Source organism: Streptomyces sp. NPDC055025 (assembly GCF_053608565.1).
This window is the reverse complement of record NZ_JBSGVS010000028.1, coordinates 90,397-107,601: the sequence shown is the minus strand read 5'-3', so window position 1 is coordinate 107,601 and position 17,205 is coordinate 90,397. Positions and strand designations below refer to the sequence as shown.

The following is a 17,205-nucleotide window of genomic DNA, read 5'->3' as shown; positions in this document are numbered from 1 at the left end:
GCCTAAGGGCCGCGGAGACGGGGGAGGGGATCAGGCGGACTGCGGAACCTTGCCGGCCGGCACCGCGGCCGCGTCGGCCGGCGCCGGTCCGGCGCCCCGCAGCGGGACCTCCTTGACGAAGAAGGCCGCGACGAATCCGATCACCGCGACCGCCGCGCCGAGCGTGAAGGCGGCGTGCGTACCGGACGAGACCGCGACCTGGTACGCCTCGCGCACCGCGTCCGGCAGCTTCGCCAGGCTCGCCGCGTCGAGCTGCGCGGACTGCTGGGTGGCGCCCGAACCGCCCGCCGCGGCCATCTCGTCCTGCACCCGGCTGGTGAACAGCGCCCCCATGATGGCGACACCGAAGGAGCTGCCGAGCGTACGGAAGAGGGTGGTCGCGGAGGAGGCGACCCCCATGTCCTTGAGCTCGACGCTGTTCTGCGCGACCAGCATGGTGATCTGCATCAGGAAGCCCATACCGGCGCCGAGGACGGCCATGTAGACACCCGAGGTCAGCCGTGAGGTGCCGGTGTCCATCTGCGCGAGCAGGAACAGCCCGACGGTCATCAGCCCGCCGCCCATGATGGGGAAGATCTTGTACTTGCCGCTGCTGGTGGTGACGCGGCCCGCGATGAGGGAGACGAGCATCATGGACAGCAGCATGGGCAGGAGCAGCAGTCCGGAGTTGGTGGCCGAGGCGCCCTGGACGGACTGCTGGTACAGCGGCAGGAAGAGCACCGCGCCGAACATCACGAAGCCGGTCAGGAACCCGATCACCGACATCAGGGTGAAGTTGCGGCTGCGGAAGATGTGCAGCGGCATGATCGGCTCCGCGACCTTGGTCTGCACGACGACGAAGCCGACGAGCGAGACGACCCCGATCGCGATCAGTTCCATGATGATGGCCGAGCCCCAGGCGTACTCCGTACCGCCCCAGGTGGTCACCAGCACGATCGAGGTGATGCCGACGGTCAGCAGCGCGGCGCCGAGATAGTCGACCTTGACCCGCGACCGGTCCTTGGCGGGCAGATGCAGTACGGCGGTGATCATCACCAGCGCCACCGCGCCCAGCGGCAGATTGATGTAGAAGCTCCAGCGCCAGCCGAGATGATCGGTGATGGTGCCGCCGACCAGCGGACCGCCGATCATGGCGAGCGCCATCACACCGGCCATCATGCCCTGGTACTTGCCCCGCTCCCGGGGCGGTATCAGATCGCCGATGATCGCCATGACCCCGACCATCAGACCGCCGGCGCCCAGGCCCTGGACGGCGCGGAAACCGATGAGCTGCCCCATGTCCTGGGCCATACCGCTCAGCACGGATCCGATCAGGAAGATCACGATCGAGGCGAGGAAGACGCCCTTGCGTCCGTACATGTCGCCGAGCTTGCCCCAGATCGGGGTGGAGGCGGCGGTCGCCAGGGTGTACGCGGTGACCACCCAGGACAGATGCTCCAGCCCGCCCAGCTCACCGACGATGGTCGGCATCGCCGTACCGATGATCATGTTGTCCAGCATGGCCAGCAGCATCGCGATCATCAGCGCGAGCAGGACCACGCGCACGCTGCGCGGCTGAGGCCCGTCCTTGGCCGCCCCGTCGGGCTTCGGCGCCGTTTCGACACCGTCGGTCGGCGTGCCCTTCCCCGTCTGTTTCCCGGTCCGACTCATGTTCCCCACTCCCCTGCACTCCCCTGACACTTACTTGCCGCCCGGCAAGCTGACTACACTGGGGAAGGTAGACCCGTTACTTGCCGGGCGTCAAGTAAGCCAATCGTCGGGAGAGCACCATGGGCAGCACACAGCACCCGCGGCGGGGTAACACCCGTCAGCGCATCCAGGACGTCGCGCTGGAGCTCTTCGCCGAGCAGGGGTACGAGAAGACCTCACTGCGGGAGATCGCCGAGCGGCTGGATGTCACCAAGGCCGCGCTGTACTACCACTTCAAGACCAAGGAAGACATACTGATCAGCCTCTTCCAGGATCTGACCCGCCCGATCGACGAGCTGATCACCTGGGGCCGGACCCAGCCGCACACGCTGGAGACCAAGCAGGAGATCCTGCGCCGCTACAGCGAGGCGCTGGCACAGGCGACACCGATCTTCCGGTTCATGCAGGAGAACCAGGCGACGGTGCGCGATCTCAGCATCGGCGAGACCTTCAAGAGCCGCATGATCGATCTGATGGATCTGATCCAGGACCCCGAGGCGTCCCTGACGGACCGGGTCCGCTGCATCAGCGCGCTCTTCACCATGCACACCGGCCAGTTCGCCCTCCGGGAAGTCGAAGGAGACCCCGAGGAGAAGCGTCAAGCCATCCTGGAGGTCTCCACCGAACTGATCAGCCGGGCCCATCGGGTCAATCCATGACACGGGCCGGCCCATGGCCCCGGGTCACACCGTGACGCCCACCGAACGCAGGAAGTTCACGGGGTTCACGGCCGAGCCGTAGTTCGGGGTCGTACGGATCTCGAAGTGCAGGTGCGGGCCGCTGGAGTTGCCGGTATTGCCGGACAGGCCGATCCGCTGGCCCGTCTTCACGTACTGGCCCACGAAGACCTTGATCTTCGAGAGATGCGCGTACTGGGAGTACGTACCGTTCGCGTGCTTGATCACTATCGCGTTGCCGTACGCGGGACCGTCACCGGCGCCGTAGGAGCCGGCCTTGACGACCGTGCCGCCGTGGACGGAGTGGACCGCGGTGCCGATCGGCACGGCGAAGTCCTGGCCGGAGTGCTTCGCGGCCCACATACTGCCGCCGCGGCCGAATCCCGCGCTCAGCGTGTACTTGGTGACCGGATCGATCCAGGAGGCGGCCGTCCTGGCGTTCGCCGCGGCCTTCGACTCCGTCGCCTTCGCGTCGCCGGCCTTGGCGACGGCCTTGGAGGCCGCCTCGGCCTGCGCGCCGGCCTGCTGCTGGACGGCGGCCGTGGCGACGGGCGAGCCGGCGGGGGCGTCGCCGCCGGTCGCGGCGAACGCCGCCCCGGTTCCGGCCGCCAGCGATACCCCGAGTCCGGCGGCCAGGACACCGGCACGGGTACGAAGGACGGACGGGCGGGCGAGACGGGACAGCTTGCGCTGCGACATTCGGGAAACCTCCGGGCATCAAGGGACCCGGCACCTGCGCGCCGGGCTGACCACACCTTGGTAACCCGGCCCCCCTCGCATCCCAAAACACCCCATCTACGACATCTCTACGTAGAAATGCCCCGGCCGTTCCCCCTCCCGGCCACTCGCCATCCCCAGCAGGACACGCCTTTATGTGCCGATATAAACGCGTTTAGCCGCAGGTGAAACGGTACGAAAACCGGCATCTCATCTGGCCGGGTGAGCCAACAGCACCGGACCGCCGAAGGACCCGCCCGGCACCGGGCCGAAAGTCCCGCCCGTTGCCCACCGCGGCCACTATCCCGGCTCGTAGGACCGGAATCGGCTGTGCGGCACATCACGGCCACCGGGCCGAAGGGCCGTCCGATTCAGGACCAAGGACCCGGGTCGCCGGGGCGCCCGCACAGCACAAGCCCGCACAGCACAAGGGGCTGCCCCGGACCGTGGGAAACGGTCCGGGGCAGCCCCTTCAGTCACTCAGCCCGCGGCGGAGACGAACCTCAGGCTTCCTTGCTCAGGTTCGGACCGCCGCCCGCCGCCTGCTCGATCGGAGGAACGTCCGGCAGAGGCGACTTCTCCTCGCCACGGAAGGTGAAGGCCTTCGCCTCACCCTCGCCCTCGGCGTCCACGACCACGATATGACCGGGACGCAGCTCTCCGAAGAGGATCTTCTCGGAGAGGATGTCCTCGATCTCGCGCTGGATCGTCCGGCGCAGCGGCCGGGCGCCCAGGACCGGGTCGTAACCCTTCTTGGCGAGCAGCGACTTGGCGGACGGGCTGAGCTCAAGGCCCATGTCCCGGTCCTTCAGACGCTCGTCCACCTTGTCGACCATGAGGTCGACAATCTGGATGATGTCTTCCTCGGTGAGCTGGTGGAAGACGACCGTGTCATCGACGCGGTTGAGGAACTCGGGCCGGAAGTGCTGCTTCAGCTCTTCATTGACCTTGTTCTTCATCCGCTCGTAGTTGGTCTTGGTGTCACCCTGCGCCGCGAAGCCCAGGTTGAACCCCTTGGAGATGTCCCGGGTCCCGAGGTTGGTCGTCATGATGATGACCGTGTTCTTGAAGTCCACGACCCGGCCCTGGGAGTCGGTCAGCCGACCGTCCTCCAGGATCTGCAGAAGGGAATTGAAGATATCGGGGTGGGCCTTCTCGACCTCGTCGAAGAGGACGACGGAGAACGGCTTCCTGCGCACCTTCTCGGTGAGCTGGCCGCCCTCTTCGTAACCCACGTATCCGGGGGGAGAACCGAAGAGCCGCGACACCGTGTGCTTCTCGCTGAACTCCGACATGTCGAGAGCGATCAGCGCGTCCTCGTCACCGAAGAGGAATTCGGCGAGCGTCTTGGACAGCTCGGTCTTACCGACACCGGACGGACCGGCGAAGATGAACGAACCACCGGGGCGCTTGGGGTCCTTCAGACCCGCTCGCGTACGGCGGATGGCCTGCGAGAGCGCCTTGATGGCGTCCTTCTGCCCGATGACGCGCTTGTGCAGCTCGTCCTCCATACGGAGCAGGCGCGAGGACTCCTCCTCGGTGAGCTTGAAGACCGGGATACCCGTCGCCGTCGCCAGGACCTCGGCGATCAGCTCCTCGTCCACCTCGGCGACGACATCCATGTCGCCGGCCTTCCACTCCTTCTCCCGCTTGGTCTTCGCGGCCAGGAGCTGCTTCTCCTTGTCACGGAGAGAGGCGGCCTTCTCGAAGTCCTGGGAGTCGATCGCGGACTCCTTGTCGCGGCGGACACCCGCGATCTTCTCGTCGAACTCGCGGAGGTCCGGCGGCGCGGTCATCCGGCGGATACGCATCCGGGAGCCGGCCTCGTCGATCAGGTCGATCGCCTTGTCCGGCAGGAAGCGGTCCGAGATGTAGCGGTCGGCGAGCGTCGCGGCGGCGACCAGCGCGGAGTCCGTGATGGACACGCGGTGGTGCGCCTCGTAACGGTCGCGCAGGCCCTTGAGGATCTCGATCGTGTGCGGCAGCGACGGCTCCGCGACCTGGATGGGCTGGAAGCGGCGCTCCAGGGCCGCGTCCTTCTCCAGGTGCTTGCGGTACTCGTCGAGCGTCGTCGCACCGATGGTCTGCAGCTCACCACGGGCCAGCATCGGCTTGAGGATGCTCGCGGCGTCGATCGCGCCCTCGGCGGCGCCGGCACCCACCAGGGTGTGCAGCTCGTCGATGAACAGGATGATGTCGCCGCGGGTGCGGATCTCCTTGAGAACCTTCTTCAGACGCTCCTCGAAGTCACCGCGGTAGCGGGAGCCCGCGACGAGCGCGCCGAGGTCGAGGGTGTAGAGGTGCTTGTCCTTGAGGGTCTCGGGCACCTCGCCCTTGACGATGGCCTGCGCCAGTCCCTCGACGACCGCCGTCTTGCCGACGCCGGGCTCGCCGATGAGGACCGGGTTGTTCTTCGTACGGCGGGACAGCACCTGCATGACCCGCTCGATCTCCTTCTCGCGCCCGATGACCGGGTCGAGCTTGGACTCACGAGCGGCCTGGGTGAGATTCCGGCCGAACTGGTCGAGGACCAGGGACGTGGAGGGCGTGCCCTCGGCAGGACCGCCCGCTGTGGCGGCCTCCTTGCCCTGGTAGCCGGAGAGCAGCTGGATGACCTGCTGCCGCACCCGGTTGAGATCGGCGCCCAGCTTCACGAGGACCTGGGCGGCGACGCCCTCGCCCTCGCGGATCAGGCCGAGCAGGATGTGCTCCGTACCGATGTAGTTGTGGCCGAGCTGAAGAGCCTCACGGAGCGAAAGCTCCAGGACCTTCTTCGCACGGGGGGTGAAGGGGATGTGGCCCGACGGGGCCTGCTGCCCCTGGCCGATGATCTCCTCCACCTGCTGGCGGACCGCCTCGAGCGAAATCCCGAGGCTCTCCAGGGCCTTAGCGGCGACACCCTCACCCTCATGGATAAGGCCCAGGAGGATGTGCTCGGTGCCGATGTAGTTGTGGTTGAGCATCCGGGCTTCTTCCTGAGCCAGGACGACAACCCGCCGCGCGCGGTCGGTGAACCTCTCGAACATCGTTAATCGCTCCTCAGAGCGGTCAGGCAGTAAAGGGGTCGGTCCCCTCCCTGTCCTTCCGCAGCTTAGTCCCGCAAGCGGGGACCGCTCATTCCAACTGCCGACTACCTGTCCCAGGCTCCCAGCCCCGAACACCGGACACCAGCTCCAACCCGATGGTGCGAGACGATGTTCCCGCAGGCCAGGCAGATACCCTCGCCATCAGTACGCCGATGGCGAACGCGAGACGCCCGGGACCGCGTGTCGCCCCTTCCCACTAGGAATGTCTTACCCGTAAGCAGTGACACTCCATGCGGCGCACCCCCGTTCCCTCCGCTACGGGCGAACACCCTTGCGCTCTTGAATGCGCCCGCACGCCCCCGCGATGGGCACGCTGTGCAAAGAGGCGCCGACGTAGCGTAACTCCGGGTACGGCTCGGGAGTTGCTCCGGTCATGGCCTTCAGTGTCCCGCCCCCTCGCGGCCCGCTCGAACACGGGCCGGGCGTACCCCGCCCCGGCGTTGACGGTCCGTTCGACGGCGGTCATGCGCGGTGGTACGAGGACGAACTGGGCTGGGCGGCGGAGGCCGGGCCGCCGGTGCTGCTGCCGACCGGGCTCCGCTTCGATGTGCTGGAGCTGCCCGCGGACGCGGGGGCGGCCGTACTGCGGAGGATCGGCCCGACGGGGCCGGTGGCGCTGCTCGGCGGGCGCATGGGAGTGCTGGTGGCCGCGGGAAGCGCGGACGAGCTGCCGGGACTGCTCGACTGGCTGGAGTGGGGCGGGATCGCCCTGGGGCTGACCGCTCTCGGCGTCGGCGGGCGGATCACCGCCCCCGCGCCACCACGGTGGCCCGGTCCCAGCGCACAGGGGGCCGCCGTATGGTTGCGGCCCCCCGAGCCCGGACTCGAGACGGAGTCGACACTGCCGGCGCTCGCTCTGTGCGGGCGGGGCGGCAACGGGGGCAGTGGTGGGGGTGCCCCCGATCTCGTACGACTCGTGGACGCGGCGGCGACTGAGTGCCACCGGGCCCGGTTGTCGCGCACTTCGCGCGGAAATACGCTTCGTACGAATACTCAGCCGTTGGCCTTCTCGTAGGCTTCGCGGATCTCGGCGGGAACACGGCCGCGGTCGTTGACGCTGTAGCCGTTCTCCTTCGCCCACTTGCGGATTTCCGCGGTGTCCTTGTTCCCGCCCGTGGCGACACGGCCCTTGCCGCGGCTGGCCGCGGCGCGGCCACCGGTACGCCGGCCACCCTTGGTGTACGGATCGAGGAGCCCACGCAGCTTGTCCGCATTGGCTGTCGTGAGGTCGATCTCGTAGGTCTTCCCGTCCAGAGCGAACGTCACCGTCTCGTCCGCCTCGCCGCCGTCGAGGTCATCGACAAGAAGGACCTGAACCTTCTGTGCCACCGGATTTCCTTTCATCGAAAATGCAGTACGCGGAAAGGAAACCGCTTTTCTCAGGAAAACACAAACCCCCGGCAGAGGTTCAGCCGCGCAAGAAGACGGGAAACGTGCGCGATTCGGACATAGGGATCGGCACTGGAGTCCGGGCGATCACAGGTGCAGAAGCATCCGGCTGTTGCCCAAGGTGTTCGGCTTCACCCGTTCGAGACCGAGGAACTCGGCAACGCCCTCGTCATAGGAACGCAGCAGCTCTCGGTAGACATCTCCGTCCACCGGTGTCTCACCGATCTCCACGAAGCCGCGCTTCGCGAAGAACTCGACTTCGAAGGTGAGGCAGAATACCCGGCGCACTCCGAGCCAGCGGGCCGTCTCCAGCAGCTTGTCAAGTAGTTGATGCCCTACTCCCGCTCCCCTGACGACGGGATCCACGGCGAGTGTGCGTACTTCGGCGAGGTCTTCCCACATCACATGCAAGGCACCGCAGCCGATGACACTCGCGTCCTCGTCGCGTTCCGCGACCCAGAACTCCTGGATGTCCTCGTAAAGCGTCACCGGCGCTTTGTCGAGCAGGATGCCTTCGCTCACGTAAGGGTCGACGAGACGGCGGACAGCCGGTACATCCCTGGTCCTGGCCCGCCGGACGGTGATGGCATTTGCTTCGGCATTGGGAAGCGGAAGGGCTGTGAGCATGACCGGACGCTATCGCCCCGCCTCCGGGGGGCCCTCGGCGCCCTCAGTCCCGGTGTCTTCCGCGGGGTCGCCTTCCGGACCGTCGGCCCGCACCATACGGACGGCGTCCTGAAGTGACCGCCGCTGCTCGGACGACATCATGCCGAAGAAGGCGACCAGTGCCGCCGCCGGGTTGTCACTCTTCGACCACGCTTCGTTCATCAACGCCGCCGCGTACGCGGCACGGGTGGAGACCGCTGTATATCGATAGGCGCGGCCCTCGACTTCCCTGCGTACCCAGCCCTTCTGATGGAGATTGTCCATTACGGTCATGACGGTGGTGTAGGCGATGGACCGTTCCCGCTGAAGGTCTTCGAGGACTTCCCTGACGGTGACCGGACGGTTCCATTGCCAGACGCGTGTCATGACGGCGTCTTCCAGGTCTCCCAATTGACGGGGCACGCCTTCACCATAGTGCGAGATGTCCGAATGGCCGGTTATTGACGTAACAAAAAGGACGTACGACTGGGAATCAGTCGTACGTCCAGGTCATACGGTGAAGTGCGCTCGGGGCGCCGGACGGGCTCCCCGCCGACGTCTCGGACACCGTCCGCGCTCGCGGTTCAGACGCCGTCGGCGCCCGGTGTGCCGGGGGTGCGGCCCTGCTGCTGGGCGGACTCGGTCCGGGCGAGGACCGCGTCGACCGCCGCGTCCTCCTTGGCCTTGTTGGGGCCGCCCTGGCTCTTGACGATCGTCACGACCAGGCCGATGAAGAAGGCGGCCATCACCACGGGCGGTACGAGCGCGGATACGTAGTCCATGCCGTCCAGAGTAGCTATCCGGCGGCCAGCTCCTCCGGCGGGGGCGCGGGACGGCGGCGGGGCGGGAAGACCTCGGACGGCTTGGGCATCGGCCGGCCGGGGGCGGGCGGCTGCCGCGGTCCGGGCTTCTTCCGGGGCTCCTTCGGCTCGCCGGGCTCCTTCCCGGGCTCCTTGACGTTCGGGTCCGCGGGCTCCTCGGGCTCGTTCGGCTCCCCGGACTCTCCGCCCTCCCCGCCCTCCCCGGACTCTCCGCCCTCCCCGCCCTCCCCGGACTCCCCGGACCCGCCGGGCCGTTCCGGTCCGTCGGAGGCGAGGCCCCCGGGAAGCGCCAGCAGCCGGGTACGGGGAGCGGGGGTCATGGCGGCGACCGTGCCGCCGGAGACGGTGGAGCGGGCGGCGAGACGGGCCCGTACGGACCGTTCCGCGAGCCGCTGGCAGCGGTCGAGCAGGGCCGCGGCGACCGGGTTGCCGCGCAGGGCGCGCAGCGCCGCGAGATCGTCCGGCAGCGGGACGTAGCCGGACGCCAGGGCGTCCTGGAGCAGTTCCAGATAGCCGGTGAGGGAGCCGGGGAGCGCCTCCCGGTACCGGGCGAGATCGGCCACCAGGAACGCCCGCAGCCTCCCCGCCTCCCGTACCGCCTCGTCCACGGACTCGGCGAGCCGCAGGCAGGCCTGGACGTCCTCGTTCGGGAGCGGGACGGGATGAAGGGCAACGGCGAGGGCGCGTCGGAGCACACGCAGCTCCTCGGCACCGAACGCCATGCCGCCGCGGGATCCGTATGGCGTGGGCATGCGGCGACACTACGCGCCAAAGGGACAAAATCCGTTTAACGCCTCTCCGCTGGCGCGGCCCGCCCGCCGAACGGGGTAGGCCGCCCCCGTACGCCCACCCGTACGCCCGCGCGCCCTGTCCGCTCCCGGTCCGCCGCCGGTCGGAGCGGACGGCGGACCGGGCGCGGCTCACGGCGGACCGGGCCCGGCTCACATACGGGAGACGTTCCGTTCGTACACCAGGCGCAGACCGATCAGGGTCAGCCAGGGCTCGTGCTCGTCGATCACGGAGGCCTCGCCGAGGACCATGGGGGCGAGTCCGCCGGTCGCGATCACGGTGACCTCCCCTGGATCCTCGGCCAGTTCACGGGCCATCCGCGCCACCACACCGTCGACCTGGCCCGCGAAGCCGTACAGGATGCCCGACTGCATCGCCTCGACCGTGTTCTTGCCGATCACACTGCGCGGGCGGGCCAGCTCGATCTTGCGGAGCTGGGCCCCCTTGACGCCGAGCGCCTCGACCGAGATCTCGATGCCGGGGGCGATGACACCGCCCGCGTACTCGCCCCGGGCACTGACCGCGTCGAAGGTCGTCGCCGTACCGAAGTCCACGACGATCGCCGGGCCGCCGTACAGCTCGACCGCCGCGACCGCGTTGATGATGCGGTCCGCGCCGACCTCCTTGGGGTTGTCCATCAGGATCGGCACACCCGTCTTGATGCCCGGCTCCACGAGGACGGCGGGGACATCGCCGTAGTAGCGGCGGGTCACCTCGCGCAGCTCGTGCAGGACGGAGGGCACCGTCGAGCAGATCGCGATGCCCTCGACCCCGTCGCCCAGCTCCTCGCCGAGCAGCGGGTGCATCCCCATCAGACCCTGGAGCAGTACGGCCAGTTCGTCCGCGGTACGCCGCGCGTCGGTGGAGATGCGCCAGTGCTCGACGATCTCCTCGCCGTCGAACAGACCGAGAACGGTATGGGTGTTGCCGACGTCGATGGTGAGGAGCATCAGGCTTCGACCTCGCGCAGATCGAGACCGATGTCGAGGATCGGGGCGGAGTGGGTGAGCGCCCCGACCGCGAGGAAGTCGACGCCGGTCTCGGCGTAGGCACGGGCGTTGTCGAGGACGAGCCGCCCGGAGGACTCCAGCAGCGCGCGGCCCGCGACGATGCCCACGGCCTCCGCCGTCTCGGCCGGCGTGAAATTGTCCAGCAGGATCAGGTCGGCGCCCGCGTCCAGGACTTCGCGCACCTGGTGCAGGGTGTCGGCCTCCACCTCGATCGGCACGTCGGGGAAACGGTCCCGTACGGCCTTGAACGCCTCGGCGACACCGCCCGCCGCGACCACGTGGTTGTCCTTGACCAGGGCCGCGTCGGAGAGCGACATCCGGTGGTTGACACCGCCGCCGCAGCGCACCGCGTACTTCTCCAGCGCGCGCAGGCCCGGTGTGGTCTTACGGGTGTCGCGGACCTTGGCGCCGGTGCCTTCGAGCACATCCGCCCAGGCGCGGGTGGCGGTCGCGATACCGGACAGCCGGCACAGGAGATTGAGCGCGCTGCGCTCCGCGGTGAGCAGATCGCGGGTGCGGGTGGTGACGCTGAGGAGCTTCTGCCCGGCCTCGACGCGGTCGCCGTCGGCGACATGGCGCTCCACCGCGAACTCCTCCGTGCAGACGACGGACAGCACGGCCTCGGCCACATTCAGGCCCGCGACCGTGCCGCCCTGGCGGGCGGTGAAGTCGGCGGTGGCGACGGCGTCCTCGGGGACGGTCGCGAGGGTGGTCACGTCCACGCCGTGGTCGAGGTCCTCCTCGATGGCCACATGGGCGATGTCCTCGACCAGTACGGGGTCGAGACCGGCGTCGGCGAGAAGCCGGGCGAGGGCGGGGTCGAGACCGCACTCCAGATCGGCGGCGCCGAAACCCTCCTCGCCGCCGGAGCAGCCGCAGCCGTCGCCGCAGCCTCCCGCGGCCGATGCCGGGGCACCGATCTGGATCAGCGGTACGTCCACGGGTTCGGGGCGTGGACTGTCTTCGGGCGTGCTCACGGTTTACGGCTCCCTGGGGGCGTCGGCGGGATGTGGGGATACGGGGCGGGTGGGGCGGGGGCGGCAACGGGGGCGGGGGCTGCGACCGGGCCGGCGGCGGACACGGGACCGGGGGCGGGCGCGGGGCCGACGGGCGGGAAGGCGGCCGTTTCGGTGCGCCGGATCGCCGGCCGGCGGTCGGGCATCAGCCGGACGACGAGATGGCGGCGCCAGTCGGTGTCGTCGCGCTCGGGGTGGTCCTCGCGCCAGTGGCTGCCCCTGGTCTCCTCGCGCTCCAGCGCGGCGGCGACCAGGACGCGGGCGACACAGAGGAGGTTGGAGGTCTCCCAGGATTCGACACCGGGCACGGCGGCCTTGTCACCGAGGCCGTTGAAACCGTCGGGGCCGCCGAGGCCGTTCCGGGGCCGGGCGATGTCCTGGGAGTCGTCCGCGGAGTCGTCCTCGGACCCGGCGATGTCCTGGGACCGGGCCGTGTCCGGCTGAAGGGCGCGCTGGAAAATGGTCTCCAGTGCCTCACCGGCCGTCTCCAGGCTCCGCGCCGATCTGAGGACTCCCGCGCCCTTGGACATGATCCGCTGGATTCCGGTCCGGGCCTCGGGGGCGATCAGCGGCAGAAGGCTGGTGGCGGGGGCCGGACCCGTGACACCCGCTTTAGGAGAGCGGTGCTCCGCCGGGCGCCGCGGCGCGGTCGCGATGTCCGCCGCGATCCGCTCCGCGAACACCAGGCCCTCCAGAAGGGAGTTGGACGCCAGCCGGTTCGCGCCGTGGACTCCCGTGCAGGCGACCTCACCGCACGCGTACAGCCCCGGCACCGTGGTGCGTCCGCGCAGATCCGTACGGACTCCGCCGGACGCGTAGTGCGCGGCGGGCGCCACCGGTATCGGCTCCGTGACCGGGTCTATGCCATGGCTGCGGCAGGCCGCCAGGATCGTGGGGAAGCGGCTCTCCCACATCCGCGCGCCGAAGTGCCTGGCGTCCAGATACATGTGCTCGGCGCCCTGCTCCCGCATCCGGCGCGTGATCGCCTTGGCGACGATGTCGCGGGGTGCCAGCTCGGCCAGTTCGTGCTGGTCGAGCATGAACCGTACGCCGTCGGCGTCGACGAGATGGGCGCCCTCTCCCCGTACCGCCTCGGAGACCAGGGGCTGCTGTCCCTCCGCCCCGGCGCCGAGGAAGAGCACCGTGGGATGGAACTGCACGAATTCCAGATCCGAGACCTCCGCGCCCGCGCGCAGCGCCAGCGCCACTCCGTCCCCGGTGGAGACGGCGGGGTTGGTCGTCGCGGAGAAGACCTGGCCCATACCGCCGGTGGCCAGCACCACCGCGGGGGCGTGGACCGCGCCGACGCCGTCGTGCTGGCCCTCGCCCATGACATGGAGGGTGACGCCCGACGTACGGCCGTGCTCGTCCGTCAGCAGATCGAGCACCAGCGCGTTCTCGACGGTGCGCAGCGAGGCGGTCCGGACCGCCTCGACCAGGGCGCGGGAGATCTCGGCGCCGGTCGCGTCGCCTCCGGCGTGGGCGATACGGCGGCGGTGGTGGCCGCCCTCGCGGGTGAGCTGGAGCTCACCGGTGGCGGAGGTGTCGAAGTGCGCGCCGGTGCCGATCAGTCTCCGTACGGCCGCGGGGCCCTCGGTGACCAGGGTGCGGACCGCTTCCTCGTCACAGAGCCCGGCGCCCGCGACAAGGGTGTCCGCGAGATGCTGCTCGGGGGTGTCCCCCTCGCCGAGCGCCGCCGCTATACCGCCCTGGGCCCAGCGTGTGGAGCCGTCGTCCAGGCGGGCCTTGGTGACGACGACCGTACGGAGCCCGGCGGCCGTGCAGCGCAGGGCCGTGGTGAGACCGGCGACACCGGAGCCGACCACGACCACGTCGGCGTCGATGGCCCAGCCCGGTGCGGGGGCGGTCAGCCGTATTCCGGTTCCGGTCACTTGGGGGCTCCGAAGGTCAGGGGGATGTTGTCGATCAGCCGCGTGGTGCCGACGCGCGCGGCGACGGCGAGGATGGCCTCACCGGTGTGGTCGTCGGGGACCTCCGTGAAGTCGGCGGGATCGACGAGGGCCAGATAGTCCAGGGTGAGGGGCGGGGCGGCGCGGGCCGCCTCGTCGAGCACGGCGCGGGCGGCGGCCCGCACGGCGTCCGCTCCGTACGGGCGGGTCCGCGCGGTGGATGTCCCGGCGACGGCCACGGCATGGGCGTCGGCGGCCAGCCGGGCCTCGCCGAGCGCGGAGAGCGCGGCGGCGCGGGCGCCCGGCGCGGGGGCGGACTCGGCGCGGGCGCGCAGCGCGTACAGCGCCCCGAGACGGTCATGGGCGGCGAAGAGGGCCCGGGAGAGGGCGAGGGCGGTGCGGCGCTCGGGCAGGGAGAGATAGCGGTTGCGGCTGGAGAGCGCGAGACCGTCGTCCTCACGGACCGTCGGTACGCCGATGATCTCGGCCGGGAAGTTCAGATCGCGGGCCATCCTGCGGATCAGCGCGAGCTGCTGGGCGTCCTTGCGGCCGAAGAAGGCGGCGTCGGGCCGGGTGAGGTGCAGCAGCTTGGCCACGACGGTGAGCATTCCGTCGAAGTGGCCGGGGCGTGAGGCGCCTTCGAGCCGCTCGCCCATGGGGCCCGCGGCGATCGTGACCCGCGGGGCGCCGCCGGGGTAGACCTCGTCGGCGGACGGGGCGAACACGGCGTCGGCGCCGGCCGCCTCGGCGATCTTCAGATCGGCCTGGAGCGTGCGCGGATACCGGTCGAGGTCCTCCCCCGCGCCGAACTGGAGCGGGTTGACGAAGACGGTGACGACGACGAGGCCCGTGGGCCCCGCGTGGGCGCGGGCCGCCCGTATCAGGCTCGCGTGCCCCTCGTGCAGCGCGCCCATGGTCATCGCGACGGTGGTGGGACCGCCGGTGTGCTGATCGAGCAGCCGGTCCAGCTCGGCGCGGGTGGCGGCGAGGGCGATCGTCATCGGGCGCCACCGCCGCGGGTGTCCCCGAGGCTGTCCCCGTCGGCGAGGACGTCCAGGAGGTCTTCGGCCAGCTCCGCCTTGAGCAGTCCGTGCGTCAGGGCGCGGTCCGCGGTCGTACGGGCCATCGCGAGATATCCGGCGACGGCGCCGGGGGCGTGTTTGCGCAGCTCGGCGACGTGCGCGGCGACCGTGCCCGCGTCACCGCGCGCGACGGGGCCGGTCAGGGCGGAGTCGCCGGAGCGCAGGGCGTTGTCCAGAGCCGCGCCCAGCAGCGGGCCCAGCATCCGGTCCGGGGCGGCGACCCCGGCCGTACGGAGCAGTTCCATCGACTGTGCCACCAGCGTGACCAGGTGGTTCGCCCCCAGCGCGAGCGCCGCGTGATAGAGCGGGCGTGACTCCTCGGCGATCCACTCGGGCTCGCCGCCCATCTCGATGACCAGGGCCTCGGCGGCCAGACGCAGCTCCTCGGGGGCGGTGACGCCGAAGGAGCAGCCGGCCAGCCGCTGGACATCCACCGAGGAGCCGGTGAAGGTCATCACGGGGTGCAGGGCGAGCGGCAGGGCACCGGCGCGCAGGGCAGGGTCCAGCACCTTGGCGCCGTACCGCCCCGAGGTGTGGACGAGCAGTTGTCCCGGCCGTACGGCACCGGTCTCCGCCAGTCCCTCCACCAGACCCGGCAGCGCGTCGTCGGGAACGGTCAGCAGCACCAGCTCGGCGCGGGCGAGGACCTCGGCGGGGGTGACCAGCGGAATGTCGGGGAGCAGGGCCGCCGCTCGCCGTACGGACGCGTCGGAGACTCCGGAGACGGCGACCGGGCGGTGTCCGGCGAGCTGGAGTGACGCGGCGAGCGCGGGACCGACCCGGCCCGCTCCCACGACACCGACGCTGAGCCGGGCGGGGCGGTCCCGGGGATCGAAGGGTTCCTGTGGTGGTGGGTTCACGCGGCGGGGCCTTCCGTTCCAGTCCGCGGGGGGTACCGGACGATTTCTCGCCATGCTACGCCAGCGTTCCGCCCCGCCACTTGGCTGTCCACAGGCTGTGGGCAGGTGGCGGCACGTGGGCGATGATGCGAGCCATGGAAGAGACGAACGAACGGACCGAACAGGCACCTGCCGACGGCGGGGGGACGGACGAGAAGACGGCGGACACCATGCGCCGCCGCAGGCTGGCCGCCTGGCAGGCGTCCGAGCGCGTGCTGACACGGCCCGGTATGAACCAGCGGCTCGGGGAGCGGCTCGCCGCCCTGGCGGCGGACGCGGAGTCGGTCCACGATCTGGACGAATGGACGGATCTGTACGGGAACGGGGTCGTCGCCGAGCTGGAGCGGCGGGTGGCCTCACTGCTCGGCTTCCCCGCCGCGGCCTTCTTCCCCACGGGCACGATGGCGCAGCAGGTGGCGCTGCGGTGCTGGGCGGGGCGCACGGGGAACGCGACGGTGGCACTGCATCCGCTCGCGCACCCCGAGGTCCACGAGGGCGGTGCGCTGTCGGCCGTCGGCGGTCTGCGTACGGTCCACCCGACCACCGAGCCGCGGCTGCCGACCGCCGAGGAGATCCAGGACCTGGCCGATCCGTTCGGCACGCTGATGCTGGAGCTGCCCCTGCGGGACGCGGGCTTCGTCCTGCCGTCCTGGGAGGAACTGGTCGCGGTGGTGGCCGCGGCGCGCGAGCGGGACGCGGTGGTGCACTTCGACGGCGCGCGCCTGTGGGAGTGCGAGCCGCACTTCGGGCGTACGCGGGCGGAGATCGCGGGTCTCGCGGACAGCGTGTACGTGTCCTTCTACAAGTCCCTGGACGGACTCTCCGGCGCGGCGCTGGCCGGTCCCCGGGAGCTGGTGGAGGAGGCGCGGGTCTGGCGCCACCGTTACGGGGGCCAGCTCTTCCAGCAGTTCCCGGCGGCGCTGTCGGCCCTGGTGGGCCTGGAGCGCGAGCTGCCGCGGCTGCCGTCGTACGTCGCGCACGCGCGGGTGGTGGCCGCGGCGCTGACGGAGGGCTTCGCGGCGTCCGCGGCGCCCTGGTTCCGCGTCCACCCGGACCCGCCGCACACGCACCAGTTCCAGGTCTGGCTGCCGTACGCGCCGGACGCGCTGAACGAGGCGGCGGTGCGGCAGGCGGAGGAGACGAAAACGGCGCTGTTCCGCGTCTGGGCGCCGGCACCGTCCGGCCCTCCGGGCCTCTCCTACACGGAGGTCACAGTGACGGAACCGGGCCTGGAGTGGACGGCGGAGGACATCCGCGCGGCGGTCACGGACTTCACCACGCGGCTGCCTGCCGGCTAGGGTCTTTCGTTTGGATCTGGCTGGATGAGGGAGCGGGGTCTGGTGCCGTGGATCGCAAGGCGGAGGAGGGAGCCCACGCGGAGCGTAGGCGACCGACGACAACGCGGCGAGGCGCGGTGCCAGGGCACGCGAGCCCAGCAAGATCCAAACGAGAGGCCCTAGGGGTCGTGGTCCGGG

Annotated in this window: 16 protein-coding genes; 3 read left to right on the top strand and 13 right to left on the bottom strand. The window is 70.3% G+C overall.

Features of this window, described 5'->3' with window-relative positions; all coding sequences use genetic code 11:
- Positions 1 to 30 precede the first annotated feature (30 nt).
- The gene (locus tag ACWGDX_RS19050; RefSeq protein ID WP_453626954.1) at positions 31 to 1,650 is read right to left on the bottom strand and encodes an MDR family MFS transporter; all 1,620 of its coding nucleotides are present in this window, start codon (positions 1,648 to 1,650) and stop codon (positions 31 to 33) included.
- A 119-nt stretch (positions 1,651 to 1,769) separates the two neighbouring features.
- Here ACWGDX_RS19050 and ACWGDX_RS19045 point away from each other — a divergent pair, with 119 nt between their 5' ends.
- A complete protein-coding gene (locus ACWGDX_RS19045; RefSeq protein ID WP_453626952.1) occupies positions 1,770 to 2,348 on the top strand; it encodes a TetR/AcrR family transcriptional regulator in 579 nt (192 codons plus the stop codon).
- A 24-nt stretch (positions 2,349 to 2,372) separates the two neighbouring features.
- Here the strand turns inward: ACWGDX_RS19045 and ACWGDX_RS19040 are convergent, their stop codons facing one another.
- Together ACWGDX_RS19040 and ACWGDX_RS19035 are read right to left on the bottom strand one after the other, a co-directional pair.
- Entirely contained in the window at positions 2,373 to 3,065 is a 693-nt protein-coding gene (locus tag ACWGDX_RS19040; protein ID WP_453626950.1) for a M23 family metallopeptidase, read from the bottom strand.
- 521 nt (positions 3,066 to 3,586) lie between these two features.
- Positions 3,587 to 6,109: an ATP-dependent Clp protease ATP-binding subunit gene (locus tag ACWGDX_RS19035; protein WP_453626948.1), complete on the bottom strand. Its 2,523-nt coding sequence runs from the start codon at positions 6,107 to 6,109 to the stop codon at positions 3,587 to 3,589.
- Between the two features lie 433 nt (positions 6,110 to 6,542).
- Between ACWGDX_RS19035 and ACWGDX_RS19030 the strand changes: the two genes are divergently transcribed.
- On the top strand, positions 6,543 to 7,184 hold the full coding sequence (locus tag ACWGDX_RS19030; RefSeq protein WP_363082711.1) for an SCO3374 family protein: 642 nt from the start codon (positions 6,543 to 6,545) through the stop codon (positions 7,182 to 7,184).
- On the opposite strand, the gene ACWGDX_RS19025 is transcribed toward ACWGDX_RS19030, so the two are convergent.
- The 10 genes from ACWGDX_RS19025 to ACWGDX_RS18980 all read right to left on the bottom strand — a co-directional run bounded on the left by ACWGDX_RS19025 (position 7,163) and on the right by ACWGDX_RS18980 (position 15,745).
- Positions 7,163 to 7,498 carry a histone-like nucleoid-structuring protein Lsr2 gene (locus tag ACWGDX_RS19025; RefSeq protein ID WP_066953721.1) on the bottom strand — a complete coding sequence of 112 codons (336 nt, stop codon included), beginning with the start codon at positions 7,496 to 7,498 and terminating at the stop codon, positions 7,163 to 7,165. The two genes, ACWGDX_RS19030 and ACWGDX_RS19025, sit on opposite strands and share 22 nt — an antisense overlap.
- A gap of 147 nt (positions 7,499 to 7,645) precedes the next feature.
- On the bottom strand, positions 7,646 to 8,185 hold the full coding sequence (locus ACWGDX_RS19020) for an amino-acid N-acetyltransferase (RefSeq protein WP_363082710.1): 540 nt from the start codon (positions 8,183 to 8,185) through the stop codon (positions 7,646 to 7,648).
- 9 nt (positions 8,186 to 8,194) lie between these two features.
- Positions 8,195 to 8,626, bottom strand: a complete 432-nt coding sequence (locus ACWGDX_RS19015) for a BlaI/MecI/CopY family transcriptional regulator (protein ID WP_453626946.1) — start codon at positions 8,624 to 8,626, stop codon at positions 8,195 to 8,197.
- 161 nt (positions 8,627 to 8,787) lie between these two features.
- A complete protein-coding gene (locus ACWGDX_RS19010; protein ID WP_453626944.1) occupies positions 8,788 to 8,985 on the bottom strand; it encodes a hypothetical protein in 198 nt (65 codons plus the stop codon).
- A 14-nt stretch (positions 8,986 to 8,999) separates the two neighbouring features.
- A complete protein-coding gene (locus ACWGDX_RS19005; RefSeq protein WP_453626975.1) occupies positions 9,000 to 9,746 on the bottom strand; it encodes a hypothetical protein in 747 nt (248 codons plus the stop codon).
- A 219-nt stretch (positions 9,747 to 9,965) separates the two neighbouring features.
- A complete protein-coding gene (locus ACWGDX_RS19000; protein ID WP_382863084.1) occupies positions 9,966 to 10,763 on the bottom strand; it encodes a type III pantothenate kinase in 798 nt (265 codons plus the stop codon).
- On the bottom strand, positions 10,763 to 11,800 hold the full coding sequence (gene nadC / locus ACWGDX_RS18995) for a carboxylating nicotinate-nucleotide diphosphorylase (protein WP_453626942.1): 1,038 nt from the start codon (positions 11,798 to 11,800) through the stop codon (positions 10,763 to 10,765). Before nadC ends, ACWGDX_RS19000 begins: the two co-directional genes overlap by 1 nt.
- Positions 11,797 to 13,731 (bottom strand): L-aspartate oxidase, encoded by a 1,935-nt coding sequence (locus ACWGDX_RS18990; RefSeq protein WP_453626941.1) that lies wholly within the window; start codon positions 13,729 to 13,731, stop codon positions 11,797 to 11,799. The genes nadC and ACWGDX_RS18990 overlap by 4 nt, the downstream gene beginning before the upstream one ends.
- Positions 13,728 to 14,750, bottom strand: a complete 1,023-nt coding sequence (gene panC, locus ACWGDX_RS18985) for a pantoate--beta-alanine ligase (RefSeq protein WP_453626939.1) — start codon at positions 14,748 to 14,750, stop codon at positions 13,728 to 13,730. Before panC ends, ACWGDX_RS18990 begins: the two co-directional genes overlap by 4 nt.
- Entirely contained in the window at positions 14,747 to 15,745 is a 999-nt protein-coding gene (locus ACWGDX_RS18980; RefSeq protein ID WP_453626937.1) for a Rossmann-like and DUF2520 domain-containing protein, read from the bottom strand. The genes panC and ACWGDX_RS18980 overlap by 4 nt, the downstream gene beginning before the upstream one ends.
- 80 nt (positions 15,746 to 15,825) lie before the next feature.
- On the opposite strand from ACWGDX_RS18980, the gene ACWGDX_RS18975 reads away from it, so the two are divergent.
- A complete protein-coding gene (locus tag ACWGDX_RS18975; protein ID WP_453626936.1) occupies positions 15,826 to 17,028 on the top strand; it encodes a threonine aldolase family protein in 1,203 nt (400 codons plus the stop codon).
- Positions 17,029 to 17,205 lie beyond the last annotated feature (177 nt).

Coding starts and splice junctions, on each gene's coding strand:
- ACWGDX_RS19040 (WP_453626950.1), bottom strand. CDS start 3,065: ATGTCGCAGCGCAAGCTGTCCCGTCTCGCCCGCCCGTCCGTCCTTCGT.
- ACWGDX_RS19050 (WP_453626954.1), bottom strand. CDS start 1,650: ATGAGTCGGACCGGGAAACAGACGGGGAAGGGCACGCCGACCGACGGT.
- panC (WP_453626939.1), bottom strand. CDS start 14,750: ATGACGATCGCCCTCGCCGCCACCCGCGCCGAGCTGGACCGGCTGCTC.
- ACWGDX_RS18980 (WP_453626937.1), bottom strand. CDS start 15,745: ATGGCGAGAAATCGTCCGGTACCCCCCGCGGACTGGAACGGAAGGCCC.
- ACWGDX_RS18975 (WP_453626936.1), top strand. CDS start 15,826: ATGGAAGAGACGAACGAACGGACCGAACAGGCACCTGCCGACGGCGGG.
- ACWGDX_RS19020 (WP_363082710.1), bottom strand. CDS start 8,185: ATGCTCACAGCCCTTCCGCTTCCCAATGCCGAAGCAAATGCCATCACC.
- ACWGDX_RS19030 (WP_363082711.1), top strand. CDS start 6,543: ATGGCCTTCAGTGTCCCGCCCCCTCGCGGCCCGCTCGAACACGGGCCG.
- ACWGDX_RS19035 (WP_453626948.1), bottom strand. CDS start 6,109: ATGTTCGAGAGGTTCACCGACCGCGCGCGGCGGGTTGTCGTCCTGGCT.
- ACWGDX_RS19045 (WP_453626952.1), top strand. CDS start 1,770: ATGGGCAGCACACAGCACCCGCGGCGGGGTAACACCCGTCAGCGCATC.
- ACWGDX_RS19000 (WP_382863084.1), bottom strand. CDS start 10,763: ATGCTCCTCACCATCGACGTCGGCAACACCCATACCGTTCTCGGTCTG.
- ACWGDX_RS19005 (WP_453626975.1), bottom strand. CDS start 9,746: ATGGCGTTCGGTGCCGAGGAGCTGCGTGTGCTCCGACGCGCCCTCGCC.
- ACWGDX_RS19010 (WP_453626944.1), bottom strand. CDS start 8,985: ATGGACTACGTATCCGCGCTCGTACCGCCCGTGGTGATGGCCGCCTTC.